Here is a 22959-nt window from a genome sequence, read left to right as displayed (position 1 = left end):
ACCGGCTCGCCGCAGCATGCGGCTGTCAGTCCGGCGCCACTTTGGGAGACGTCATCAACGCAGCCAGAGAGCTATAACCGTTGCGTAAACAGCAATGAGAGCGGCATCTGATGATGCCATGCCGTACGGATCCGTGGTGATGGCTATGCGAACAGTCTGATGCGTGAGGAGCGGACGGTCCATGGTCGACCATGTTGATAAGCGAACACAACTGCTGATTACCGGCACTGCCGGGCTCGCCTTCTGCGGGGTCCTTTTGGAGACCTCGCTCAATGTCACCTTTCCGGAGATGACCCGGTACTTCAACACCGGGCTGGGCACGGTCCAATGGCTGACTACCGGCTATCTGCTGGTGGTGGCCTTGACGGTTCTGGCCGCTGCCTGGCTGGAGCATTCATTCACCACCCGCGCATTGATTCTTGCCAGCGTGGGAATATTCCTGGGCAGCGACCTGATGTGCATCCTTGCTCCATGTTTTCCCCTCCTTATGGCGGGGCGCCTCCTGCAGGGCATCAGCACTGGTATCGTTCTTCCTCTGGTCTTTTCCCTGATCATGAAAAAGATACCTCTTCACATCCAGGGTCGTTACGTGGGCAGCGCCGGCATGGCGGTAGCCCTGGCGCCCTCACTTGGGCCGACCTTTGGTGGAGCCGTTATCCAGGCCTTATCCTGGCGGGCCATCTTTCTGATCGTGCTGCCCATCGAGCTGGTCTTCGGGCTCATCGCCCTCATCTCTGTAGACAGGGAGAGCGCCCATGTCGGCCCCTTCGCCTGGCTTCAGTTCCTTCTTCTGGGTACGTTCCTGACCGGTCTGACCCTGTGTCTGAGCACCTTGGATGTGCACGGTCCTATCACCTGGCTGTCCATGTTCGTCGGCGTTTTGGCCCTGGTCGCAGGGGTTTGGATCCTTGGGCATCAGCGCACCAGGCTGATCAACATTGCGGTCTTCCGCAACCGCACTTTCACCCTTGCTCTGATCCTCTACTTCCTGGTCCAATTCGTTCAGATTGGCCTGACGTTCATCCTGCCCAATATGGCCCAGTCCGTCCTAGGGGAGACCTCCACCGTGGCCGGCCTCTTGCTGCTGCCGGGGAGCCTGCTCTCAGCCCTCTGCCAGCCCATCACAGGCGGTTATCTGGACGGTCATGGCCTGCGTGAACTGCTCGCTGTGGGAAGCACGGCCTTCATCCTCTCCGCCTTAGGCTTCATGATCCTCAGTCGGCGCTTGTCTGTCCCCCTGATGGTTCTTCTCTACGCCTGCTACATGGTCGGTCAGGCTTGCGTCTTCAACAACCTGCTTACGGTCGGTCTGCAGCATATCCCTGCGAAACTGGTGCCTGACGGCAACGCCCTCTTCAACACCCTTCAGCAGTATTCAGGCGCGGCTTCGACTGGGGTTTTGGCCGCCATCATCACTGGCGTGCCCAAGGCCAGAGGAATCCATGGCGGCCCTCAGGCCTTCCAGTTCGGAGCCGTCTGGGCTTTCGTTTTCGTCTTGCTCATCGTCCTGGGCATCCTTCTGGTGGCATGGTTCCTAGAGCGCAGCCTGGCCGGTCAGGATAGGGAAGAGGTTCAGGTTGTATGACCGCTGATTCCTTCTGGAAAGCCACCGGTGTCAATTCAGGAATGAGATGCCGACCCAGACGGCCCAGCCCAGTGCAAGGACCAGGTAGGGCCACCAGTGCATGCGGGTGATGGCCACGAACTCTCGGATGAAGGCAGTCGGCCAGTAGTAGCCCTTGGTGTGCGAACCGATGCCGTCGGCATTCAGCCCGACCTTGCTGGCGTATTCGCTGGCCCGGAAGACGTGGTAGTCGCTGGTGACCAGGGCCACCCGGTAATGCTCAGGCCCGGTGCCCGTCTCGTAGCGGTCATCGAGGATCTGCTTGGAGTAGCGCAGATTCTCCAGGGTTGTGGTCGATCTGTCCTCCATGATGATGGCCTCGGCTGGCACCCCGCAGGAGTTACGCAAATACTGAGCCATGGCCCTGGCCTCGCTGATGACCTCGTCCGGGCCTTGCCCGCCGGAGACCACGAAGCGCCCCAGGCGTCCCTGCCGCTTCCAGAGGTCTACAGCCTTGTCCAGCCGTCCGCGGAGCAGAGGGGTGGGTTCTTCGCCGCGCAGGCCGGCTCCGTGGATGATGATGTAGTCGTAGCGGCGCTTGCGGGGCAGCAGCCTGTACAAGCTGGAATAGAGCAGCAGGGCCAGGAAGGAGAAGAAGAACCAGGTGGCTTCCAGGTCGATCAGCCCAGCCAGCTTCTGCAGCCATGAGGGGGCGCCAAACCCAGCCAGGAGGGGCGAAAGAATCATGTAGGCTACCACGGCCAGTGCCAGCAGTCCGGGCAGCAGGGTGGTCAGGGAAATCCCCTCATGCCGGATGACGATGACCGTGTTGGCCAGCAGGAAGGCGACCACCAGCAGGGGCGAGGCAATGAGCAGGATGACCAGGGGCAGAATCAGCCAGCGCATCCCAAACTGCAGAAGAAGCGCTCCGCCCAGGGTCAGCAGCAGGAGCAGGAACCAGATGGCATTGCGGAACTGCCGTGGCTCCTTGTGCAGGTCCCAGAGGAAGAGCAGGCCGAAGATGATGGCGGGTGCATAGAGCAGGAGGAGCTGCAGGTAGTTGGTCATGCCGTGATTCCCCTTCCCGAGGACGAACTGGCAGGGTTGTATTCCACTGTAGCGAATAGATGAGCCGCCGCTCGTCCTTGACATGCCACCGCTTCCCAGCCTGCCGTGGTACCATATATGTGGTAAATCTCACACGTTCAAAAGCTGAGGGTGGGCGATTCCCGACGGTGCGAATTCCAAGTCGAGACCATGATAATGATGGGTCCTCTCAGGATTGCACATCGGTGCCTGCATGGGCGTGGTTGGTCGCAAGGCAGCGATGCGTTGGGAGGATCAGGGGTTCAAGTGATGTTGGGTTCCTCCGCGCTCAGGAGATGGTTCGGACCTGGCGTACAAGGCTGTAGAGAGGTGTGGTAATGAAAGTAGTGATATTCTCCACCTGCGTGGTGGACCTCATGTTTCCGAACGTGGGGAAGGCCATGGTGGAAGTGTTGGAGCGGTTTGGCTGCGACACCTACCTTCCCAAGGAGCAGATCTGCTGCGCCCAGCCCACCTTCAACAGCGGGTATGTCAAGGAGAGCATGCAGGTCATGCGCAACGAGGTCGATGCCTTGCTGAGCGTGGATGCCGACTACATCGTGGGTCCAGCGGGCTCCTGCGTGAATATGCTCAAGGAGCTGCCCTTCCATCTCAAGAACGACCCGGTCTATGCCGCCAAGGCCCAGACCATGGCTGACAAGACCTATGAGTTCTCGCAGTTCCTCTATCGTGTGCTGGGTGTGCTGGATGCGGGCGCTGAGCTTGATACCGTGGCCACCTACCACCGCTCCTGCCACATGACCCGGTTGCTGGGGGAGCGGACCAGTCCCTTCGTCCTGCTTGACCATGTCAAGGGCCTGACCATGATCCCCCTGCCCCATATCGAGAACTGCTGCGGATTCGGTGGCATGTTCTCCATGAAAGAGCCTGAGATCTCCAAGCAGATGGTGGATGAAAAGGTGAACGACGTGCTCAGCACCAATGCCAGCGTCCTCATCTCCTGCGATCCGGGCTGCCTGATGAACATCGGCGGCCGATTCAACCGGCGTGGCGAGAAGATCACCATCATGCACCTGGCTGAGGTGCTCAATCACAACGTGGACATGAGCCGCGTCAAGTACGTGGAAGGCCGCTCTGCTGGCGATGGGGCTGTGGGTTCGGTCAGGGCTGCCAAGGAAGAGGGGGCTCTGGTATGAGCAGCATGGTCAATGGCAAGAAGGCCGCGCAGTATCTGCGGACCAGCAAGGCTCCCTTCCTGACTAGGGTCAAAGAGTCCGAGCAGGACAAATTCGCCCAGCAGGCCGTGGCCAAGGCCCAGGATGCACAGTGGGTCAAGCGGGAGGCTGCCCGACAGGAATTGGGCAACTGGGAACAGTGGCGAGACCTGGGCGAGCAGATTCGCCAGCATGTCATCCGCTACCTGCCTGACTACCTGGAGGAGTTCTCCGACAACGTGGAGAAGCGCGGCGGCCATGTCTTCTTTGCCCAGACCGATGATGAGGCTGCCCAGTACATCAAGCAGATCGCCATCGAAAAGAAGGCCAAGCACGTCGTCAAGAGCAAGTCCATGGTGACCAGCGAGATCAACCTGGATCCCACGCTGATGACTGTGCCTGGCCTGGAAGTGCTGGAGACCGACCTGGCCGAGTTCATCCTGGAGGAGGACGACTGGGACCAGCCCACACACCTGGTCTTCCCCGCCCTGCACAAGAACCGCGAGCAGGTTCGGCAGGTTTTCGAGAAGAAGCTGGGTTACAAGGGTGACAACGATCCCCAGCATATGGCTCGGTTCTCGCGCAAGGTTCTGCGCAAGCACTTCCTCGAGGCGGACATGGGCATCACCGGCTGCAACTTCGCCGTGGCAGACACGGGCATGATCAACCTGGTGACCAACGAGGGCAACGCCGACCTGGCCATGTGCATTCCCAAGACCCAGGTGGTGGTCATGGGCATGGAGCGCTTGGTGCCGACCATGAAGGAGGCCGAGACCATGGACAACATGCTGGCCCGGTCCGCCGTCGGCCAGAAGCTGACCTCCTATTTGACCTACACTGCGCCACGCACCGGCCAGGAGTCGGATGGACCGGACGATGTCTATGTGGTCATTCTGGATAACGGGCGCTCCAACGCTCTGGGAACGGTTTTCGAGCCCATCCTCCAGTGCATCCGCTGTGCCTCCTGTCTGAACGTCTGCCCCATCTACCGGCACATCGGCGGTCACGGCTACGGATCCATCTATCCCGGTCCTGTGGGCTCGGTGCTTTCGCCGGTGCTGGACGGAGGCTACGACGACTTCGGGGATCTGCCCTACGCCTGCAGCCTGTGCGCAGCATGCACGGCCACCTGCCCGGTCAAGATCCCCCTGCATCAGCTCATGATCGAGCACAGGCGGATCATGATGGACGACCAGTCCCAGGCCAATCTGATCGATGACACGGTCATGAGGGTCATGGGTCTGGGCACCGGCCATTCCTCGCTCTTCCGTACCGCCCTAGGGGTGGATCACACCATGCTGACACCCATATCCAAGAAGCAGCCGGAGACGGCCAAGAACCTCTTCGCCAGCGATCGGCACGTGGAGTGGATGCCCTTCGTCTTCGGCGGATGGACCAAGGTTCGTGATCTGCCGGATCCGCCCAAGCACGGGCAGAACTTCCGCAGTTGGTTCGCTCATCACAAGAAGGAGCAGCAGGCATGACCGATCGTGAGGTATTCCTGGACTACCTGGCCAAGAAGAGCGGACGGCCCCGTCACCAGCTCAAGGACCACCCTCTGGTGCCGGTCAACGATCTGCCGGAGACCACCCTGTCAGGCCACACCCAGGACGAGCTGCTGGAGATCGCCCGGAAGAGCAGCGAGGCCGTCCATGTGGACTTCCGAACCTGCACCAAGGCCGAGTTGCCCACCGCCCTGGACGAGTTCATCGATTCGCGCAAGGACGACAGCGACCATGTGATGCTGCCCACCTCCGACCTGTTTGCGGATTTCGGTCTGGAGGAGTGGAGGGATGGTCTGAACCCGCCCGCCACTTTCTGGAAGCCGGGAGCCAGCCGCGAGGAGAATATCAAGACCGCCGACGAGTCCGGTACAGCCATCGCCTTTGCGGACTTCCTGTTGGCTGAGTCGGGCACCATCACCGTAGCTACCACCCCGGGTCAGGGTCGTGCCTTCCACTTCCTGCCGGTGCACTATCTGAGCATCATCCGCAAGTCCAAGATCCTGCCCCGAACCCGGCAGGCCATGGACTACTACGACCCGGCTCTAGTCTCGGGCGAGCTCAAGACCTCCAACATCAACTTCATCACGGGCCCCTCCAACACGGGCGACATCGAGATGGTGATCGTGGTGGGCGTACATGGCCCCCTGGATATGACATATCTGGTGGTTGAAGACATGTAGCTCAATAAGATTTCCTGCTTAGGCAGGGCGCATTTCCCATATGTGGGGGGTCAGCGGCTCGAAGAAGGACGCTGACCCCCCACATACGCTTCTGCTGAAAGACGGGTTCAGACCAGGCCAGGCAGAAGCCCTCCAGGTGGGTCGATGGCCACGTACCCGTTTTCAATGTCAACCTGGGGTACCAGGGCTTCGACGAAGGGTATCAGCCCTTCCGCCTCCTCGTCGTCTTCTTTGGTGGTCATGCGGATCTGCAGCTGCTGCTGGGCTACGCCGTCCAGCACGTCGCTGACTTGGCCGACCACTCGTCCGGAGGGCTCGCCCAGAGAGTTGCCCGGAGCCATGCGAACCTCGAGTCCAATCAGATCCTCGGGATACCAGGCATCCTCCTGCGCCAGCTCCTGTGCTGGATCAGCCTGGACATACAGTTCGAGGCCGTTCAGCGCTTCGGAGGCGTTCCTGTCTTCCACCCCTTTGAAGAGGACGATCCAACGCTGTTTGAAGCGCCGGGAGGAGACCACCGTGAAAACCTGCCCGTCCTTGGTCTGCAACTGGGAGTCGGGGGCGAAGCGCCGCTCAGGCTCGTCGGTGTAGGCATATACGTTGACCTCGCCCTTGAGTCCCTGGGCGCGGCCAATACGGCAGACCCTCAGCAACCTTCGCTGCTGAGGGTCCGGACCCTGCGGGTCGTGATTGGTGGACCGGCTGGGGCTCACCGGCGCACGTCCATGATGTCGACGCGCACCTTGTGGTCTGCCAGCGCTTGGATCACGGTGCGGATGGCGTTGGCGGTCCTGCCGCCCCTGCCGATCACGCGGCCAATATCCTCGGGGTTGACCCGCACCCGCAACAGTTCTCCGCGAGAGTTCTCGTGGGACTTGACCGACACGTCATCGGGAAAGTCCACGATGTTCCTGATCAGGTGCTCAACGGCCTGTGCAAGCATGATAGCCGGTCCTTCCAATCCTCAGTAAATGTGCCTTACTCAGCTGCCTGCTCGGCCTGGGCGGCATCTGCCGACTCATCGGCCTTGGGGGCTTCCTTCTCCGCCTGGGCCTTGGCCTTGGCGTCAGCCTCGGACTTGGCAGCCTTGAGCTTCTGAGCTTCGTTCTGTGCCTGCTCAATGCGGGCCTGGGCATCGATCTCGGCCTGGGGCACCTTCAGAGTGCCTTCCTTGCCGGGCAGATCCTTGAACTTCTGCCAGTCGCCGGTGATCTTCAGAAGGTTGAAGACAGGGTCGCTGGGCTGAGCGCCCACACCCAGCCAGTACTGGGCGCGCTCGGAGTCGATCTTGATTGAAGAGGGCTGGGTGTTGGGATCGTAGGTGCCGATCTCCTCGATGACCTTGCCATCGCGCTTCTTGCGGGAATCGACCACGACCACGCGGTAGAAGGGGTAGAACTTCTTGCCCATTCTCTTCAGACGAATTCTGGTTGCCAAAACGGCTCTCCTTGGTACTTGGTGTGCCCGGCGGCGTCTCCATGTGGGGCATGGTGGCGCTCCTGGCGTGTTCCTCACGGCCGTCGGAATGAGAGGGCTCCTCCGGACATGAATAACAGCAAAAGTATACCTCAACCGTAGGATTAAGGGTCTGCCGGGGCATATGCCTCAACAGACCCTTAATCTGGTTTTCCTCCAACCTGTGCTGACCTAAAGTCTAGGCCTCGGTCTCCCTGTAGACCGGGGCCTGGCTCTTGTCGTCTAGGCTCAGGGTCAAGGTTCGCTCAGGCAGGACCAGTCGGATCCTGCGATAGACAGGCTTGAATCCATGATGGGTCACGGTTACCGAGCACTGGCCCTGGTTCTCCATATGGATCTGATAGAGGTTGTAGGCCCCCTGCTCGTAGTCGAAGCTGTATCCGTCATCCTGATAGTGGGTATAGTCGCCATGTTGGCCGAAGAGTCTGAACGTCATGGACTCCTCGGGCTGGTCGTCCATGTGCTCCACCAGTCGACCCCAAGGCAGCACGGAGTCGGCCCTGACGAAGACGGGCAGTTGGTCCAGAGGGGCCTCAACCAAAATATCTCGGTGGCCGCCGTAAGTGACCATGGTGCGTAGGTCCACCCAATCGCCTTCGGGCAGATAGACCATTCGTGAGACCTGCCCTTGCTCTACCACGGGTGCCACCAGAACCTGGTCGCCGACCATATATTCGTCGTTCAAGTTCCGCGTGCGTGCATCCTCCGGGTAATTCAGGACCAGGGGACGCATAACCGGCAGGCCATCGTTCATTTGCTTGGCGAAGCAATCGTAGAGGTAGGGAATGAAGTGATACCTCAGGTGCAGGAAATGCCGGTAGATGTCCAGGACTTTCGGACCAAAGACCCAAGGCTCCTGGTCTCGTGCCTGGAGAGCGGAATGGTTGCGCAGAAGCGGGCTGAAGATGGCGGCCTCAATCCATCGGGTCAGCAGCTCCGGGGTCGTATCGGCGCTGAATCCACCGATGTCGGCCCCGGCGAAGCTGAATCCGCTCATCCCCATATTGCAGAGCTGAGGGATCGACATCTGCAGATGTGGCCAGAGGCTTTGGTTGTCGCCGGTCCAGACCGTTGAGTACTTCTGCGTTCCCGCGTAGGCCGCGCGTGTGATGACGTAGGGCCGTCTGCCGGTGGCTTTTTTCAGTCCCTGATAGGTGGCCTTGGCCATGTTGTGACCGTAGACGTTGTTCATCCTGGCAAGGTCGGACTTCTGATCTTCATCGCTGAAAACGGTGTCCTCTGGTATCTCTCCGTCGAATACGGCGGGTTCGTTCATGTCTGTCCAGATGCCGGCTGCCCCGCTGTCAACCAGGAAACGGCAATGCCCGGCCCACCAGTCGCGGACCTCGGGTCGACCGAAGTCAGGAAATACCGATTTGCCGGGCCAGACCCTGTTGACATAGACGCTGCCGTCCGGGTTGGTCGCAAAGTATCCCTTATCCAGACCTTCCTGATATATCCGGTAGTCGGGATCCTCTTTGACTCCTGGGTCCAGGATGGGAATGACCCTGACTCCCCGCTTTTTCACGTCTGCCAGGAACCCGGCGGGATCCTTGAAGATGTTCTTGTTCCAGGTGAAGACGCGGTAGCCGTCCATGTAGTCGATGTCGAAGTGGATAGCTTCCAGGGGGAGGTGATACTTGGCAAAGGTGTCGACGATCTGCTCCACCCGGTCCTGGCTCATGCTGTAGCCCCAACGAGACTGCTGATAACCCAGCATCCAACGCTGGGGGAGAGGGACCCGGCCGGTCAGATAGGTGTAGTTGGAGACCACCTCCTTCAAGGAGGACCCGCCCAGTATGTAATAGTCCAGGTTTCCATCCACGGCCGAGTAGAAGTAGTAGTCAGCGTTCTCCCTGCCCAGGTCAAGATGGCTCCGGTAGGTGTTGTCGAAGAAAATCCCCCAAGGGCGGCCTTTTTTCAGTCCGAAGAGGACGGGGATGGACTTATAGAGGTTGGTGAAGGTCTCGATGTGCGGGCGCGGCTCGTCATAATTCCAGTTGTCATAGTGATAGGACCGCTTGTTCAGATAGCCGGTCTTGTCGCCCAGACCATAGAATTGCTCGTCGGGATCCAGGGCCTTGACCACCTGGTAGTAACGGTCCTCGGTTTGGCTGACGCCAGAGACCTCGTGGCCTTCGGCCCGCATGATGCTTTGGTGGGCGGCATCAATCGTCTTGGCGATGGGGCGCCTCTTGCCACGGTAGTCCAGGATCAACGGGTTGCCCTGAGCGTCGAAGACGTCCAAGAGCAGATCAGGCCCGACTGTGACGGTCAGTTGCCCTGTGGACAGTTCCAGATGGTCGCCGACCTCTTTCAGATCGAAGGGAGTCTCTACCTTCTTCTCGCCTTCGATGGCGTAGGAGTTGGTGTGACGGCCCCGGTCCTGGAAGACCCGGATGATCTGGTCCGTCAGTACGGTCAGGATCAATGCTCCCTGGTCGGAGGTCAGGGTGACGGTCTGACCTTTCACGGTGTAATGCAGGTTCATCATGACAGACGTTTTCCTTTCGTAATATTCCTTAGGCCTCGTTGGGTTCGGGTTTCCGGCTCTTGATGATGTCCATCAGGGCTGCGCCGATCAGCCAGGAGATGCCCCCGATCAGGAGCATGGTCGGCATCGATCTGCCCACCAGCGGGAAGATCGCGAAGCTGCTGACTGAGGCGATTATCTGCGGGAGGCAGATGAAGATGTTGAAGAGTCCCATGTAGGCCCCGTCGTTGGCCCCGTCGGTTTCCGTGGTGAAAATAGCGAAAGGCTCGGCATGCATGGTCAGGAAGCAGATGCCGATCAATGTGAAGGAGCCGATCAGAGCGTACTGGTTGTGGGAGAAAGCGGTCCAGATCATTCCCAGACCCCCGCAGAGCAGGCCAATCCGGTACCAGAACTTGCGCTTGTACTGGCTGGTCCTGGATAGAACCAGGAATCCGTAGATGATGCCCACGATGGACTGTACGAAGGTGAGGATGCCATACCAGTTGCCGGCGGCCTGGAATCCGGCTGAGGATGAGTCGGCCGTGTGCCAGACGTTTTGGGCGATGGCTCCGGTGGTGTAGGTCCAGAGGTACTGGACACCGAAGTAGGCGAAGAACTGAATGACTGCAACCTGCCAGAAAGTGCTAGGAGCCTCCTTGAGAAGGGTCCAGTAGGACTTCTGCGGCTTCTTCTCCTCATATTCGAAGTTGTGGTATTGGGCGTAGGTCTTAGGATCGTATTCCTTGACCGAGAGGATGGTGTAGATGGAGGTGGCCAGAAGGACAGCCGCCGCGATGTAGAAGGAGAGCCGGACAGACATGGGGACCACTCCCTTCTTGTCGATGTTGGCTATGCCCAGCCCGGTCAGGAGGAAGGGGCAGAGGTTGGCTAGGACGCCTCCCAGATTGCTGAAGGACTGTTGCCAGGACCAGGCCTGATCCTTCTGCTTCTCGTTGACCATGTCGCCGATGATCATGCGGAAGGGTTGCATGCAGGCGTTGTTGGACAAATCCATAAGGACGATGGCTGCCGCCCCGAAGCATAGAGCAGTCAGGGATCCGTAGCCGAAACCGAAGGAACCGGAATTTGGCAGCAGGACCATGACGATGGCAGCCAGAGGGGCGGCCCAAAGCAGGATGGGCATCCGGCGGCCGAAGCGTGGAGACCAGTGGCCGTCGGAAAATCGCCCCAGAATAGGTTGAATGATCATTCCGATCAGGGGCGGCAGTATGAAGAAGAATCCAAGCTTGCTGGGGTCGGCTCCAAGCGTCTGGAATATGCGGCTCATCTGCGAGGTCTGCAGGGAGAAGGCCATGTTGACGCCGCAGTAGCCGAAGGTAATGGCGAACATGGTCTTCATGGTGATATCGGGTAGCGAATGCCGTTTCTTGGTAGAGGCATCACTCGTCATTTGAGGTGCGCTCAAGGTATCTCCTTTGATCTTTTGTAAACAATTACTGTAAACGTTTACGGTATGAGTATACAGCCTCATTTATCCTTTATCATGCCCGGGCGTGTGGCTATGATGGCCGATGACATAGCAACTGGGTCCGGCATGGGTTCGGCAGAGGGAAAGATGGAGGTCATGGCTGAAGCTTCCAGAGTGACCTTAAAAGACATAGCACAGCGGTTGGGGCTGTCGACGGCCACTGTCTCGCGTTCGCTTTCCGACACCGGTGAACACAGGGATCAGACCGTACGTCTGGTCAAGGAGACCGCCAAGGAGATGGGGTATATCCGCAACACAGCGGCGGCCGACCTCGTACAGGGCAAGAGCCATGCTTTGGCTGTCATCCTCTCCAACACCAAGACCAATTTTGATTCTTCAATCATCGAGGGGATCGAGCAATCGGCTGCGGAGCGGAATTTGGATGTGCTGATCCTCCATGCGGGCAACGCTGATCTGCAAGCTCAGCGGCGGGCTATCACCACTGCGGTAGAGCGTGCCGTCAGGGGAATCATTCTGGTCTCCCTAGAGCTCCAAGAGTCATTGATCGCCACCATAGAGCAGGTGGGGATGGACTGCATATCGCTCTCATCCTTTGTGGGTGGTGGACGGCTGCCCTGCATTACTTCAGACGACTATCAGATGGGGTATGAAGCCACACAGTTTTTAATTGACCAGGGTCACCGACGGATTGGATTGGCTGGCATTCCTCAACATGGGTCAATAACCCTGCGCATCAGCGGGTACCGGCAGTGCCTGGAGGACAACAGTATTCCTTATAGGGAAAGTCTGGTTTTCCGTGGGGGATGTCTCTACCAGGATGGGATAGCCACCATGAAGCACTGCCTCAAGTCGAAGGAACCAATCACCGCCCTTATCGGTGCCAGCGATCTGGTGGCCATGGGTGCCATCAATCAGGCCAGGGACCAGGGGTTGGATGTGCCCAGTGACGTGAGCGTCATGAGCTTTGACGGCACGGACATTGTGGACATGGTCAGGCCGACCATAACCAGCGTCACTCAGGCCTTTCATCGTATGGGGGTGGAGGGGGTCAAGGCCCTTCTGTCCGCAGACAAGCCGAGTTCGCGTTTTCTGCCTTTCAGGATAATCAGCAGACAGTCCACCGGACCGGGCCCTTGCCTGCACGGTGATCATAAGTGAGCAGCCTCTGCTCAGGCTCACAGGCGCAGTTGAGCCAAAAGGCCACAGTGGTCGGTGTGCGGGACTTTCATGACCTTCATTGATGTGATCCTGATGCCTTGGCTGACCAGGATATGGTCGATTTCGATCAGCGGTGGCAACAATGCCTGGCAATGCGGAAAGGTCGGATGCATGCCGCGACTCAAGGACAGGGAGGCATCGCACAGCCTGCCGGACTCCAGCATGGCCCGAAAGGTGGGGTGGTGCAGGTTGGCGTTGCAGTCGCCCATGATGATGGTGAATGCAGGCGATTCCATGTCTGGGGCGGCCGCCAACTTTTCGCTGTTCAGTAATGCCAGGCGCTCGATGCCTAGGCCCCATTGTCTGGCGCCGCGCTGGGGCGACTTGGGATGGACTGAAGCCAGGCGGATGGTTCCAGCTTGGGTATGCAAGAGCATTATGGGGACGGCGGAGGCTTCCAAATCAAGGCCTGCCGGCTGAGACCACATGGGCTCCCGACGAGAGAAGAGGGCGTTCCTGCCGCCATTGTCATTCTGGGTCTGCGGTCCCTCCACGAGGTATGGCATGGTCTGCCTCATCCCTGCCTTCCGCAGACGAGTTAGCAGCGTCGAATTCACCTCCTGCAGGGCTAAAATGTCGACATTCTGGCTTTGAACTTGTTCCAGGATGGACTGCGCATCCGCCTTGCCATAGCGGCAGTTGAGTGTCATGACTTTCAGGCTGAGCGCAGGATCAGTTATATCCCGATTGGACTGATGCGATCCGGGAATGTCGGCATCAGCGTCTGCTTGGTTCTTTGTATCAAGCAGCCCATCTTTGTGCCCCGAGCCCATGGGAGAGGGCAGGTGAAACCTGTATTGCAGTCTCCACAAGGTGACCAGAGTCAGCTCGATCATGGCCAGGGCGGACTGTGGCCAGGCCTGGATCACCAGGGCGCAGACCAAGATGGCCAACAGGGGAACGGCCAACAGGTCGATCAGGGCGATCAGCTCCACCAGAGGGCGGTGCCGGTCAGCTCCGGCAGGCAGGAAGCGCAGGGCCATCCACAAGGCGATGAGCCCCAGGAGAATCCAGAGAAGGGTGTTCACGTGCCATTGTCTCCTGCATGAGGGAGGGGGTTAGCGGCCGCCGAAGAGACCGCCCAGTCCACCGCCAAGGTTGGGGGGCAGGTCAGGCAGGCCTTCAGGCATCTGCGGAGTCTCGGGCCGCTTGGCGAAGGCCGAGCCGCCGGAGGATTTGCCCTTGCCGGACAGGCGCTCGCGTAACGCCTTCTCTTCGGCCTCCCGCTTCATGGGATTGCCTGAACGGGAGCCCTTGCGGCCTTTCTTGCCCTTTTTGCCCTTCTTGCCGCCGCCAGCGCCCATGCCGCCCATGCCTGGGATTGAGCGGCTGCCATTGGTCATCCGCTTCATCATCTTGGCTGCTTGCTCGAACCGCTGCAGCAGGCCGTTGACGGCCGAGACCGTAGTGCCGGCGCCATAGGCGATCCGGGCCCGTCGTGATCCGTCGATGATGCTGGGGTCGCGTCGTTCCTGGGGAGTCATCGACTGGATGATGGCCTGGGTCCGGTCCACTTCCTTTTCATCGAACTGTTCGAGCTCCTTGCGGTGCTGGGCCATGCCTGGGATCATGCCCAGGATGCTCTTGAAGGAGCCCAGCTTGCGAACCTGCTGGAGCTGCTCCAGAAAGTCGTCCAGGCCGAAGCTGCCCTCGGACATCTTCCCAGCGGCCTTGCGGGCCTCCTCCTCGTCGAACTGGCGTTGCGCCTGCTCGATCAGCGTCAGGATGTCGCCCATGTCCAGAATGCGGGAGGCCATGCGGTCGGGGTGGAAGACCTCGAAGTCCTTGAGGCCCTCGCCGTTGGAGTCGAAGAGGATGGGCTTGCCGGTCACCGATGCTACCGACAGGGCTGCGCCGCCGCGTGCATCGCCGTCCAGCTTGGACAGCACCACGCCGGTGAAGTCCACGCCCTGGTCGAAGGCCTTGGCCGTAGCGACCGCGTCCTGGCCGATCATGGCATCGATGACGAAGAGGATCTCGTCGGGGTGGACGGCATCGCGGATATTGCGCGCCTGCTCCATCAGCTCCTGATCCACGCCCAGTCGACCGGCCGTATCAATGATGACCACGTCGTAGAGCTTGTCCTTGGCCACCCTGATCGAGTCGGCTGCCACCTTGACCGGATCGCCAGTGACCTGTCCGGGGGTCGCCAGCTCGGATCCGCTGGTCTGCACGCCTGGCTCGGGTGCATATACCGGTACTTCGGCGCGTTCGCCGACCACCTGGAGCTGGGTGACCGCGTTGGGCCGCTGCAGGTCGGCCGCCACCAGCAGGGGGGTGTGGCCGGCATCCTTGAGCCAGTAGCCCAGCTTGCCGGCCAGCGTGGTCTTGCCTGCACCCTGCAAGCCGGCCAGCATGATGACTGTGGGCGGGTTCTTAGCGAAATTGAGTGGTCGATCCACTCCCGCGCCCAGGATGTCAGTCAGTTCGTCGTAGACGATGGAGACCACCTGCTGGGCCGGGTTCAGGGCCTTGGAGACCTCCTCGCCCAGGGCGCGTTCCCTGATGCGCCCGGTAAAGGAGCGCACAACGTCCAGGGAGACATCGGCATCCAGGAGGGCGCGGCGGATCTCGCGGATTGTGCCGTCGATGTCGGTTTCGGTCAGCTTCCCCTTGGAGCGCAGATGGGTGAAGGCCTGGGAGAGCCGATCGGTCAAAGATGAAAATGCTGCCATAATGCCCCAAGTCTACCTGTCAGCCGGGAGATTGGCCGGTAGCTGCTGGCAATAAGCCTTCCTACCCCAAGCATAAGGCGATAGTGACTGCTTTCTTGTGCTCCTGCTTGTTGCTGGCTGTTGGCTACCTATTGCTTTCGCGGCTGTCTTAAGCGCAGAAAATGAACGTTCTCGAGCTTACAAAACCGTTTGAGCACATCTTGTTTATTGACATAGACCAGGTTCAGACGTTATACTGAATCGAAACGATTCGATATTGTTGTTGCATATTCCGAGGATTGCCATCCTGTGATGTATTCCCCTCGAAAATTTGTTGACATCTTGAATCGTAGTCGATGCATGCGAGGGAGCAGGGAGCCGGCATGAAAGCCAGAAAAAGGCCCGGAATGGCCTTGAGCTTGACCGGATTGTTCCGGAAGGAGATCGGCTACGTTGCTTCTGGTACTTTTCGGGTTTTCCGCTACGGACTTCAGGGCCCGCCTGGAGTCGTTGCCATCATCGTAAGCCTGCAATACCAAGCCGAAAACGGCACGATTACTGGCAGCTTGGGCACAGTCGAACCGAGCAATCTCGTTCGGCACTGCTCATGGCCTGGGTTCCGTGTCATCATTTCTTTTACCATCTTTGTTGAACCACGGACAGTTCCTCTGGCCTCATCGAACGAGTCGGTAATGTCTTTCGTTTTGACCTGTATGTCGACAAAGAGCCGACCAACTGCTTTGGCTCGGTTTCCTCTAGCTGTTGCAGCGAATCGCTCTTTTGGGTACAGCGTGAGGCATGCAGTGCTGCTGGATCGACCCCCTTGACTTTCTGTGTTGCTATGGTACCCAGCTGTTTTCTATGGTATACGGGTCCTTCCCTCCCAGATTGCCTTGAAATCGGCCATTGTTGTGGGTGCCTTGGTAGACTGTCGGCACCTTCTTTATCGTATTTCCGCAAAAGTGTTCACAAGGAATAGTGGAGGGCGCTGTCAAGCAACTCACAAGCTGTAAGTACACTGAACATGGCCGTCCGCTACAAAAGCAGGGGAGAAGAGCAGAGGGCCCGAACACGAAAGGCAACCATAATCATGGGTATGACCATGCCGAACAATGCAAACGGTCTAGAGGCACTGACTCGCACAACCACGGACCGAACTCGCTGCGTCAATGCTGAGAACCCTCAGGGTGGCAAGGGCAGGGCAGCTATGACGGCCAGTCAATTGGGTCCCTCTAGGAAAGGGACTCCCTGTCTCAAAAATATTCCCTCGGGACAGGACGTCATCCTCGCTGACTTGTCCGGTGCGGGAGAGATCCGTCATATCTGGATGACTGTGACCGATGCCACCTCGCCCACCGGACCCAACGTATTGCGTAATCTGATCTTGGAATGCTACTGGGATGGTGAACAGACACCGTCCGTCAGCGTCCCCCTTGGCGACTTCTTCTGCTGTGGCCATGCCCAGGCCTGTCGGGTGGAATCCGTTCCCGTGGCAGTCTACCCGCGCCGCGGGTTCAACTGCTTCTGGCCCATGCCCTTCCATAACGGGGCACGGATCGTCCTGCGCAACCGACACAACGAGCCAATTGAGGCTTTCTTCTACCAAATCGACTATGTGGAAAAGGACGAGCTGCCCGAGGATGTCATGACCTTCCATGCCCAGTGGCGCCGTCAGCGGGTCACCGAACTAGGCCAGGATTACGTCATCCTGGATGGAGTGCATGGTCGGGGCTCCTACGTGGGCACCTACCTGGCTCTAACTGCTCTGGAGAGTCGTTGGTGGGGCGAGGGTGAGGTCAAGGTCTACCTGGACGGAGACAAGGACTATCCTACCTGGTGCTCCACAGGCAGCGAAGACTACTTCGGCGGTGCCTGGAGCTTTGCCGGGCAGGACCCGGATGGCCGGATGCACGAGGCCACCTACAGCGGGGCCTACATGGGCTTCCCCTTCCACTCCAGGCAGTTGGACAACCGCGAATCCCAGTACTGGGATGCCGACACCCCGGTGACTCGGGGGTTCTACCGTTGGCATATACCCGACCCCATCATTTTTGCCAGTGATATCAAGGTGACCTTGCAACAGATAGGTGTGGATGAGCAGGGATACTTCGAGCGTCAGGACGACTTGGCCAGCGTGGCGTATTGGTACCAGCAGGAGCCCCACCAACCCTTCCCGCAAAAGGTGCTGGAGACAGGGGAACGGGATCGTCGGCCTCGTTGAGGGATTCTGATTAAGCCCGATTGTTGGCTTTTCGATTCTGGCATCTGATACAAGCGGGCCTGATGGCTGGGCGCTGCTCCAGGTTGTCTCGGATCGGTCAGGGTACCCTTGGCCAAGGTTCAGGTCAGCAGGCCCGAAGCTTTAGAGCACAGAGGACGGGGGGGGGGTACGTCCCGAAGATGTCCTGCAGTCAAGAGCGGGCTGGGGCCGACCTTGCCTCCTGAAACCGTGACCAAGCCCAGCTTATTGGTAGTCTGCATGATCCGCTGGTAGGTTTCCGGAGAGACGGGACGTTTGCCGGAGAAGGCATAAGATACTGTGCTGACCGAGACCCCGGCCCTTCTGGCGACGTCGCGTATGTCGGACATGGGTTCAGCGGCTCAGGTCCCAGGTGCTGCCAGCGGGTGTGTCCGCCACGGTCACGCCGGCCGCCGTCAGTTGATCTCTGATGGCATCGGCCCGGGCGAAGTCGTGATCCTTTCGCGCCTGATCGCGTTCTTGCAACTGTTGGCTTACCAAGGCATTCAGGGTGTCCAAGGCCCTATTGTCGCGGTTGGCTGCGGCTCCATCCCAGTGGGGATCGAGGGGATCAAGGCCGAAGACATCCAGCATGGCTCTGACCTGGAGCAGGGCATTGGTCAGCCAGTTCCGGTCCAGAGTTTCAGAATGGGCATCCATGGCCGCGTTGGCTTGACGGATCAGCGCATAGAGGGCAGCCATACCGCCTGAGACGTTGATGTCGTCATTCATGGCCTGCACGAAGTCTTCTGGCAGATCATCCGCACTCAGCTCCGTCACGCAGGCGCGCTCGGGCTGCGCTCCAAGGATCCGACCGGCCCGGTCCACAAAGTTGCTGATGCGCTCGTAGGCGCCCTCGGCCTCCTGCAGGGACTGGTCGGACCACTCCAGCATGGACCGGTACTGCACCGACACCAGGGCATAGCGCACCACCCAGGCCGGATGCTGCGACAATACCTGGTCCACGGACAATCCGTTGCCCAGGGACTTGCTCATCTTCTCGCCCTTCTGGGTCACCCAGGCCGTGTGCATCCATCGGTGGGCGAACCCCCAGCCGGCCGCGTGCGACTGGGCCATCTCGTTCTCGTGGTGGGGGAATCGCAGATCCAGTCCGCCTCCGTGGATGTCGAACTCCGCGCCCAGATAGCGGTGACTCATGGCTGAGCATTCCAGATGCCAGCCCGGCCGACCTGTGCCGAAGGGTGTTTGCCAACGAGCTGTGGGCGGATCGGTGGGCTTGGGTGCCTTCCATAGGGCGAAGTCGCGGGGGTCTCGCTTGCCGGGCTCCTCATCGGCGTCGGCAGCCTGCTCATCGGTGTCGATGCTGGGCCCTAGCCGGTCGTTGGCGGCGGCCTGCTCGTCAGCGGGCTGGGTGCCGGTCTGCTGGTGGGTCAGGGCACCATACTCAGGCCAGGAGGCCACGTCGAAGTAGACGTTGCCTGATGGACGGCCCTGTTCGTCAGGCACTACATAGGCATGGCCGCGGTCGATGATGCGCTGGATCAGGTCGATCATCTCGGGGATGTGCCCGGTGGCTCGAGGCTCGTAGGTGGGTGGCAGGACTCCCATGGTCTCATAGGCATGGGTGAATTCGCGCTCGTAAATGTAGGCCCGCTCCCACCAGCGCTGGCCGTTGGCCGCCGCCTTGGTCAGGATCTTGTCGTCGATGTCCGTCACATTGCGGATCAGGGTCACCTGGTAGCCCAGCCTGAGCAGCCAGCGCCTGATCACGTCGAAGGCCAGCGTGGTTCTGATGTGGCCCAGGTGGGGCGAGCTCTGCACCGTAGCCCCGCACACGTAGATGCCAACCTTGCCCGGTTCGATGGGTCGGAAGGGGCTCACCTGGTGATCAGCCGTGTCGTACAGACGCAGACCAGCTGCGGCGAGGCTGACTGAAGCCTTGGAATCATGCGGTTGCGAACTCGTATCCATATCCTTGAGCCTACCAAGGCTTGCTGACCGTCCAAGAGGAAATGCCGAGCCTGCAGACCCGGTCCGGCGGCATGTGTGCAAGAATGGAATCATGGCGAAACCAAGGGTGCTGATAGTCCAGCATGTGGATTGGGAGAAGCCGGGTCGCATTCTCGACAACCTCCAGGAGTGCGGGCTGGACACCGAGATCACCAATATCGTGGACGAGAAGAAGCCCAAGCTGCCGCGCTCGCGTGAGTTGGCGGGACTGGTCATCATGGGCGGGCCCATGTCGGCTGACGATTACGCGCATCACCCTGGACTCAAGGCTGAGACCAAGCTGGCCAAGGCGGCAATGGCTGCCAACAAGCCCATTCTGGGGATTTGCCTGGGTCATCAGATTCTGGCGCGGGCCCTGGGCGGCACCCTGATGCGGGACCAGGAGCCCGAATACGGCATGGGGCCCATCCGGTGGGTGGGGCAGGACGACGACGTGGCCATGTGGAGCAAGAACACAGATGTGCTGCACTGGCACGCCGACCAGGTCACCCTCCCGCCGGGGGCCAAGCTCCTGGCCCGCTCCCAGGCAACCAAGGTTCAGGCTTTTCGGCTTGGATCAGCCTTGGGCCTGCAGTTCCACCTGGAGGTGACGGCGCCCATTTTCGAGGAGTGGATGCAGGTGCCGAGCATGGTCGGCACGATGAAGAAGTCCAAGATCGCTAAAATGCGCGACGATTTTATGAAAGGGATGCCGCAGATGCAGCCCCTGGCCGATGCCATCTTTTCTGCCTTTGCGGCCAGGTGCTCAACCCAGGCCGCCCAGCTGGCCGCTGCCTGAGGCTACTCCAGCTCCTCCCCGATGGTCAGCCACTCCTCCTCAAGCTGGTCCGACTGCTCGGTCAGATCCTTGAGTTTGCTGTTGAGCTCGTTGAGACCCTGATAGTCGCTGGGGTCATGCTCAGCCATCTGTCGTTCAAGATCCTTGCGTTGATCAGCCAGTTTGGCCAGCTTGCGCTCGATGGCAGAGGCCTGCTTGCTCAGATTTCGCTTGGCAACACGTTCGGCCTTGGCCTGGTTGTGATTCCCGGTCTCCTTGGCTGATGCCTGATCCGGTGCATCAGCAGCTTCCCGGTCGGCCGACTCGACCATGTCCAGGTAGTCCTGGACACCGCCGGGCAGGTGAACCACCTTGCCGTTGATCAGCGCGAACTGCTGGTCGGTCACCCGCTCCAGCAGGTAGCGGTCGTGGGAGACCACGATCAGAGTGCCCGGCCATGAATCCAGCATGTCTTCCATGACGGCCAGCATGTCGGTATCCAGGTCGTTGCCTGGCTCGTCCATGACCAGCACGTTGGGCTCGTTCAGCAGGATGAGCAGGAGCTGCATGCGGCGCTTCTGTCCGCCAGAGAGGTCGCCGATCCTGGTCATCAGCTGGGAGCTTTCAAAGCCCAAGCGCTCCATCAGCTGGCTCGGGGACACCTCCTTGCCCTCCACCAGATAGGTGGGCTTGTACCGGCTGAGGACCTCCTTGATCCGATAGCGATCCAGTTTCTCCAGCTCGTCCAGACGTTGGGTCAGCACCGCAAAGCGGACTGTCTTGCCCACCTTGACGTGTCCTGCTGTGGGAGCCACGCTGCCGTCGATCAGACCCAGCAGAGTGGACTTGCCGGCTCCGTTGGCGCCTACGATGCCAAACCGGTCGCCAGGGCCGATCAGCCAGGTCACATCGTCCAGGACCTTGTGCCCGCTGATGGTCAGGGTGTCGGCCGCTGCAGTGCCCGGACGGTCCTTGCCGGGATCGGCGGCCACAGTCACTGATCCCATCAGAGGGCGTTCGGCATGGGGGGAGGGGACCCGGTCGTTCTGGTTTCCGTCGGCATCAGAGTCGGCCCCTGGATAGATCTTGGTCACGTCGACCAGATCCACCACCTGCTTGCCCAGGCGGGAGGTGGCCATCCGCTTAAGCTCCAGGCTGTTGCGCATGGGTGGCACGTCGGCGATCAGCTCCTGCGCGGCCTTGACATGGAACTTCTGCTTGGTTGAGCGGGCCCGGGCGCCTCGGGTCAGCCAGGCCAGTTCCTTGCGGGCCAGGTTGCGGCGCTTGGTCTCGGCCAGATCCGCCTGGCGCTCGCGTTCCACCCGCTGGAGCATGTAGGCACTGTAGCCACCCTCAAAGGGGTCGATGGTGCCGTCGTGCACCTCCCACATGGAGCTGCAGACCTCGTCCAGGAACCAGCGGTCGTGGGTGACCAGCAGGAGGGCTCCGGAATTCTTGGCCCAGCGGTTCTTCAGATGCTCGGCCAGCCAGTGTATGGTGAGCAGGTCCAGATGATTGGTCGGCTCATCCAGGGCCAGGATGTCCCAATCCCGGAGGAGCAGCCGGGCCAAGTCCACCCTGCGGCGCTGACCGCCGGACAGGGTGCCCACCTTGGCCTCCAGCTCCATGCCCCCTAGAAGGGACTCGACGATTTCGCGGGATCTGGGGTCGGCAGCCCATTCGTAGTCTTGTCGATTCTCCAAGGCCGCCTTGCGAACCGTGTCTTCGTCCTTCAGAGGATCACGCTGGTCCAGCATGCCGAAGGTGAGCCCATTGCGCATGGTCACCCGGCCCTGGTCAGGTTCCTGGCTGCCTTTCAGCAGGTGCAGCAGGGTGGATTTGCCGTCGCCGTTTCGGCCCACGATGCCGATCCGATCACCCTCGAAGATACCCTGCGTCACATCCGTAAAGATGGTTTTGGTGGCGAAGGATAGAGCGACGTGTTCCAGACCGAGATCATAGATGGGCATGATTCCCCAATCTACCGCCAACCTTGGATGGAATGAGCTGTGGGCTTTCCAGAGGGAGGGGGTTTATTGGTCCTGGTCGTTCTCCTGGTCACGCTGACGAATTCTGTCCAGGTAACCGGTTCCGTCCGCATCGGTGATAGGTCGCAGGACGGTGCAGGGGTTGCCGACCGCAACTACCTGATCCGGTATGTCATGGGTGACGACAGACCCCGCTCCGATGACGGCTCCACGGCCAATCCGCACTCCTCCCAGGACGACTACGTGGCCGCCCAGCCAGGCTCCCTGGCAGATTTCGATGGGTCGGGCCTGGCAGGCGCCGGCCTTTCGCTCTTCATAGTCCAGGGCATGGTTGGTGCAGAAGAGCCCTGCGCCGGGGCCTATCCACACGTTCCTGCCTATGGTGATCGGAGCGTTGTCCAGCATGACGGCTCCATAATTGATCAGCGTCTGGCTGCCAATTCGTATGTTGCAACCGACTTCGCATCTGAAGTCAGGATTGATGACGACATCCTGCTCTACCCGGCCCAGCAGGTCTTCCAGAATCCGTCGGCGTTCCTGCTTCTGTCCGGGGCCGGTCCTGTTGTATTCAAGGAAGAGATTCTCGGCCCGTTCCCTTTGGCGATCGATGTCGGGATGGGTGTCCTGATAGACCTGGCCGGATACCATCCGCTCCCATTCGATTCGGCCGGTCCGGCTCATTCCCGCCGTCACATCGTCAGTCATGCGCACCGCCTTCCA

19 protein-coding genes are annotated in these 22959 nt (G+C 60.0%); 7 read left to right on the top strand and 12 right to left on the bottom strand.

Translation table 11 applies throughout. The annotated features are described in order from the left end of the window. The first annotated feature begins 181 nt into the window (after positions 1 to 181). Complete coding sequence (locus tag H3T92_RS06465) at positions 182 to 1585, top strand: MFS transporter (RefSeq protein WP_144085316.1); 1404 nt, start codon at positions 182 to 184, stop codon at positions 1583 to 1585. 30 nt (positions 1586 to 1615) lie between these two features. On the opposite strand, the gene H3T92_RS06460 is transcribed toward H3T92_RS06465, so the two are convergent. Then, positions 1616 to 2632: a YdcF family protein gene (locus tag H3T92_RS06460; protein WP_144085317.1), complete on the bottom strand. Its 1017-nt coding sequence runs from the start codon at positions 2630 to 2632 to the stop codon at positions 1616 to 1618. 356 nt (positions 2633 to 2988) lie between these two features. On the opposite strand from H3T92_RS06460, the gene H3T92_RS06455 reads away from it, so the two are divergent. Genes H3T92_RS06455 through H3T92_RS06445 form a run of 3 tightly spaced genes read left to right on the top strand, consistent with a single transcriptional unit; the run spans position 2989 to position 6010 of the window. Continuing rightward, on the top strand, positions 2989 to 3807 hold the full coding sequence (locus H3T92_RS06455; RefSeq protein ID WP_144085318.1) for a (Fe-S)-binding protein: 819 nt from the start codon (positions 2989 to 2991) through the stop codon (positions 3805 to 3807). Further along, positions 3804 to 5309: a LutB/LldF family L-lactate oxidation iron-sulfur protein gene (locus tag H3T92_RS06450; protein ID WP_144085319.1), complete on the top strand. Its 1506-nt coding sequence runs from the start codon at positions 3804 to 3806 to the stop codon at positions 5307 to 5309. Before H3T92_RS06455 ends, H3T92_RS06450 begins: the two co-directional genes overlap by 4 nt. Next, the gene (locus H3T92_RS06445; protein WP_045923943.1) at positions 5306 to 6010 is read left to right on the top strand and encodes a LutC/YkgG family protein; all 705 of its coding nucleotides are present in this window, start codon (positions 5306 to 5308) and stop codon (positions 6008 to 6010) included. The genes H3T92_RS06450 and H3T92_RS06445 overlap by 4 nt, the downstream gene beginning before the upstream one ends. Positions 6011 to 6117: 107 nt before the next feature. Here H3T92_RS06445 and rimM read toward each other — a convergent pair whose 3' ends face one another. From rimM to H3T92_RS06420, 5 genes are all read right to left on the bottom strand, one after another. Continuing rightward, positions 6118 to 6723, bottom strand: a complete 606-nt coding sequence (rimM, locus tag H3T92_RS06440) for a ribosome maturation factor RimM (RefSeq protein ID WP_198189627.1) — start codon at positions 6721 to 6723, stop codon at positions 6118 to 6120. Beyond that, positions 6720 to 6953 (bottom strand): RNA-binding protein, encoded by a 234-nt coding sequence (locus H3T92_RS06435; protein ID WP_015021362.1) that lies wholly within the window; start codon positions 6951 to 6953, stop codon positions 6720 to 6722. The genes rimM and H3T92_RS06435 overlap by 4 nt, the downstream gene beginning before the upstream one ends. Before the next feature lie 35 nt (positions 6954 to 6988). Then, positions 6989 to 7447: a 30S ribosomal protein S16 gene (gene rpsP, locus H3T92_RS06430; RefSeq protein ID WP_045923945.1), complete on the bottom strand. Its 459-nt coding sequence runs from the start codon at positions 7445 to 7447 to the stop codon at positions 6989 to 6991. 217 nt (positions 7448 to 7664) lie between these two features. Next, positions 7665 to 9980, bottom strand: coding sequence for a glycoside hydrolase family 31 protein (locus tag H3T92_RS06425; protein ID WP_144085322.1), 2316 nt, complete (start codon positions 9978 to 9980; stop codon positions 7665 to 7667). A gap of 28 nt (positions 9981 to 10008) precedes the next feature. Then, positions 10009 to 11388 (bottom strand): SLC45 family MFS transporter, encoded by a 1380-nt coding sequence (locus H3T92_RS06420; protein ID WP_198189626.1) that lies wholly within the window; start codon positions 11386 to 11388, stop codon positions 10009 to 10011. 159 nt (positions 11389 to 11547) lie between these two features. Here H3T92_RS06420 and H3T92_RS06415 point away from each other — a divergent pair, with 159 nt between their 5' ends. Then, positions 11548 to 12570 carry a LacI family DNA-binding transcriptional regulator gene (locus H3T92_RS06415; RefSeq protein ID WP_186279358.1) on the top strand — a complete coding sequence of 341 codons (1023 nt, stop codon included), beginning with the start codon at positions 11548 to 11550 and terminating at the stop codon, positions 12568 to 12570. A gap of 17 nt (positions 12571 to 12587) precedes the next feature. Here the strand turns inward: H3T92_RS06415 and H3T92_RS08335 are convergent, their stop codons facing one another. Next, on the bottom strand, positions 12588 to 13658 hold the full coding sequence (locus tag H3T92_RS08335) for an endonuclease/exonuclease/phosphatase family protein (RefSeq protein WP_198189625.1): 1071 nt from the start codon (positions 13656 to 13658) through the stop codon (positions 12588 to 12590). Between the two features lie 30 nt (positions 13659 to 13688). After that, complete coding sequence (ffh, locus tag H3T92_RS06405; protein WP_144085325.1) at positions 13689 to 15305, bottom strand: signal recognition particle protein; 1617 nt, start codon at positions 15303 to 15305, stop codon at positions 13689 to 13691. Positions 15306 to 16374: 1069 nt separating this feature from the next. Here ffh and H3T92_RS06400 point away from each other — a divergent pair. After that, positions 16375 to 17505: a glycoside hydrolase family 172 protein gene (locus tag H3T92_RS06400; RefSeq protein ID WP_186279359.1), complete on the top strand. Its 1131-nt coding sequence runs from the start codon at positions 16375 to 16377 to the stop codon at positions 17503 to 17505. A gap of 119 nt (positions 17506 to 17624) precedes the next feature. Here H3T92_RS06400 and H3T92_RS06395 read toward each other — a convergent pair whose 3' ends face one another. Beyond that, positions 17625 to 17873 (bottom strand): LacI family DNA-binding transcriptional regulator, encoded by a 249-nt coding sequence (locus H3T92_RS06395; protein ID WP_144085327.1) that lies wholly within the window; start codon positions 17871 to 17873, stop codon positions 17625 to 17627. Between the two features lie 4 nt (positions 17874 to 17877). Further along, on the bottom strand, positions 17878 to 19455 hold the full coding sequence (cysS, locus tag H3T92_RS06390) for a cysteine--tRNA ligase (protein WP_144085328.1): 1578 nt from the start codon (positions 19453 to 19455) through the stop codon (positions 17878 to 17880). 91 nt (positions 19456 to 19546) lie between these two features. On the opposite strand from cysS, the gene H3T92_RS06385 reads away from it, so the two are divergent. Continuing rightward, on the top strand, positions 19547 to 20272 hold the full coding sequence (locus H3T92_RS06385; RefSeq protein WP_144085329.1) for a type 1 glutamine amidotransferase: 726 nt from the start codon (positions 19547 to 19549) through the stop codon (positions 20270 to 20272). A gap of 2 nt (positions 20273 to 20274) precedes the next feature. On the opposite strand, the gene H3T92_RS06380 is transcribed toward H3T92_RS06385, so the two are convergent. Then, a complete protein-coding gene (locus H3T92_RS06380) occupies positions 20275 to 22221 on the bottom strand; it encodes an ABC-F family ATP-binding cassette domain-containing protein (RefSeq protein ID WP_198189624.1) in 1947 nt (648 codons plus the stop codon). Between the two features lie 63 nt (positions 22222 to 22284). Continuing rightward, positions 22285 to 22944, bottom strand: coding sequence for a sugar O-acetyltransferase (locus H3T92_RS06375; protein WP_144085331.1), 660 nt, complete (start codon positions 22942 to 22944; stop codon positions 22285 to 22287). Between the last annotated feature and the right edge of the window lie 15 nt (positions 22945 to 22959).

It is taken from the genome of Bifidobacterium sp. W8112 (assembly GCF_016101425.1).
GTDB lineage: Bacteria > Actinomycetota > Actinomycetes > Actinomycetales > Bifidobacteriaceae > Bombiscardovia > Bombiscardovia apousia.
The sequence above is the reverse complement of the archived record's forward strand: the minus strand, read 5'-3'. Positions and strand labels throughout refer to the sequence as shown.

Coding starts and splice junctions, on each gene's coding strand:
- H3T92_RS06465 (WP_144085316.1), top strand. CDS start 182: ATGGTCGACCATGTTGATAAGCGAACACAACTGCTGATTACCGGCACT.
- H3T92_RS06460 (WP_144085317.1), bottom strand. CDS start 2,632: ATGACCAACTACCTGCAGCTCCTCCTGCTCTATGCACCCGCCATCATC.
- H3T92_RS06455 (WP_144085318.1), top strand. CDS start 2,989: ATGAAAGTAGTGATATTCTCCACCTGCGTGGTGGACCTCATGTTTCCG.
- H3T92_RS06450 (WP_144085319.1), top strand. CDS start 3,804: ATGAGCAGCATGGTCAATGGCAAGAAGGCCGCGCAGTATCTGCGGACC.
- H3T92_RS06445 (WP_045923943.1), top strand. CDS start 5,306: ATGACCGATCGTGAGGTATTCCTGGACTACCTGGCCAAGAAGAGCGGA.
- H3T92_RS06435 (WP_015021362.1), bottom strand. CDS start 6,953: ATGCTTGCACAGGCCGTTGAGCACCTGATCAGGAACATCGTGGACTTT.
- H3T92_RS06425 (WP_144085322.1), bottom strand. CDS start 9,980: ATGATGAACCTGCATTACACCGTGAAAGGTCAGACCGTCACCCTGACC.
- H3T92_RS06415 (WP_186279358.1), top strand. CDS start 11,548: ATGGCTGAAGCTTCCAGAGTGACCTTAAAAGACATAGCACAGCGGTTG.
- ffh (WP_144085325.1), bottom strand. CDS start 15,305: ATGGCAGCATTTTCATCTTTGACCGATCGGCTCTCCCAGGCCTTCACC.
- H3T92_RS06400 (WP_186279359.1), top strand. CDS start 16,375: ATGGGTATGACCATGCCGAACAATGCAAACGGTCTAGAGGCACTGACT.
- H3T92_RS06395 (WP_144085327.1), bottom strand. CDS start 17,873: ATGTCCGACATACGCGACGTCGCCAGAAGGGCCGGGGTCTCGGTCAGC.
- cysS (WP_144085328.1), bottom strand. CDS start 19,455: ATGGATACGAGTTCGCAACCGCATGATTCCAAGGCTTCAGTCAGCCTC.
- H3T92_RS06385 (WP_144085329.1), top strand. CDS start 19,547: ATGGCGAAACCAAGGGTGCTGATAGTCCAGCATGTGGATTGGGAGAAG.
- H3T92_RS06380 (WP_198189624.1), bottom strand. CDS start 22,221: ATGCCCATCTATGATCTCGGTCTGGAACACGTCGCTCTATCCTTCGCC.
- H3T92_RS06375 (WP_144085331.1), bottom strand. CDS start 22,944: ATGACTGACGATGTGACGGCGGGAATGAGCCGGACCGGCCGAATCGAA.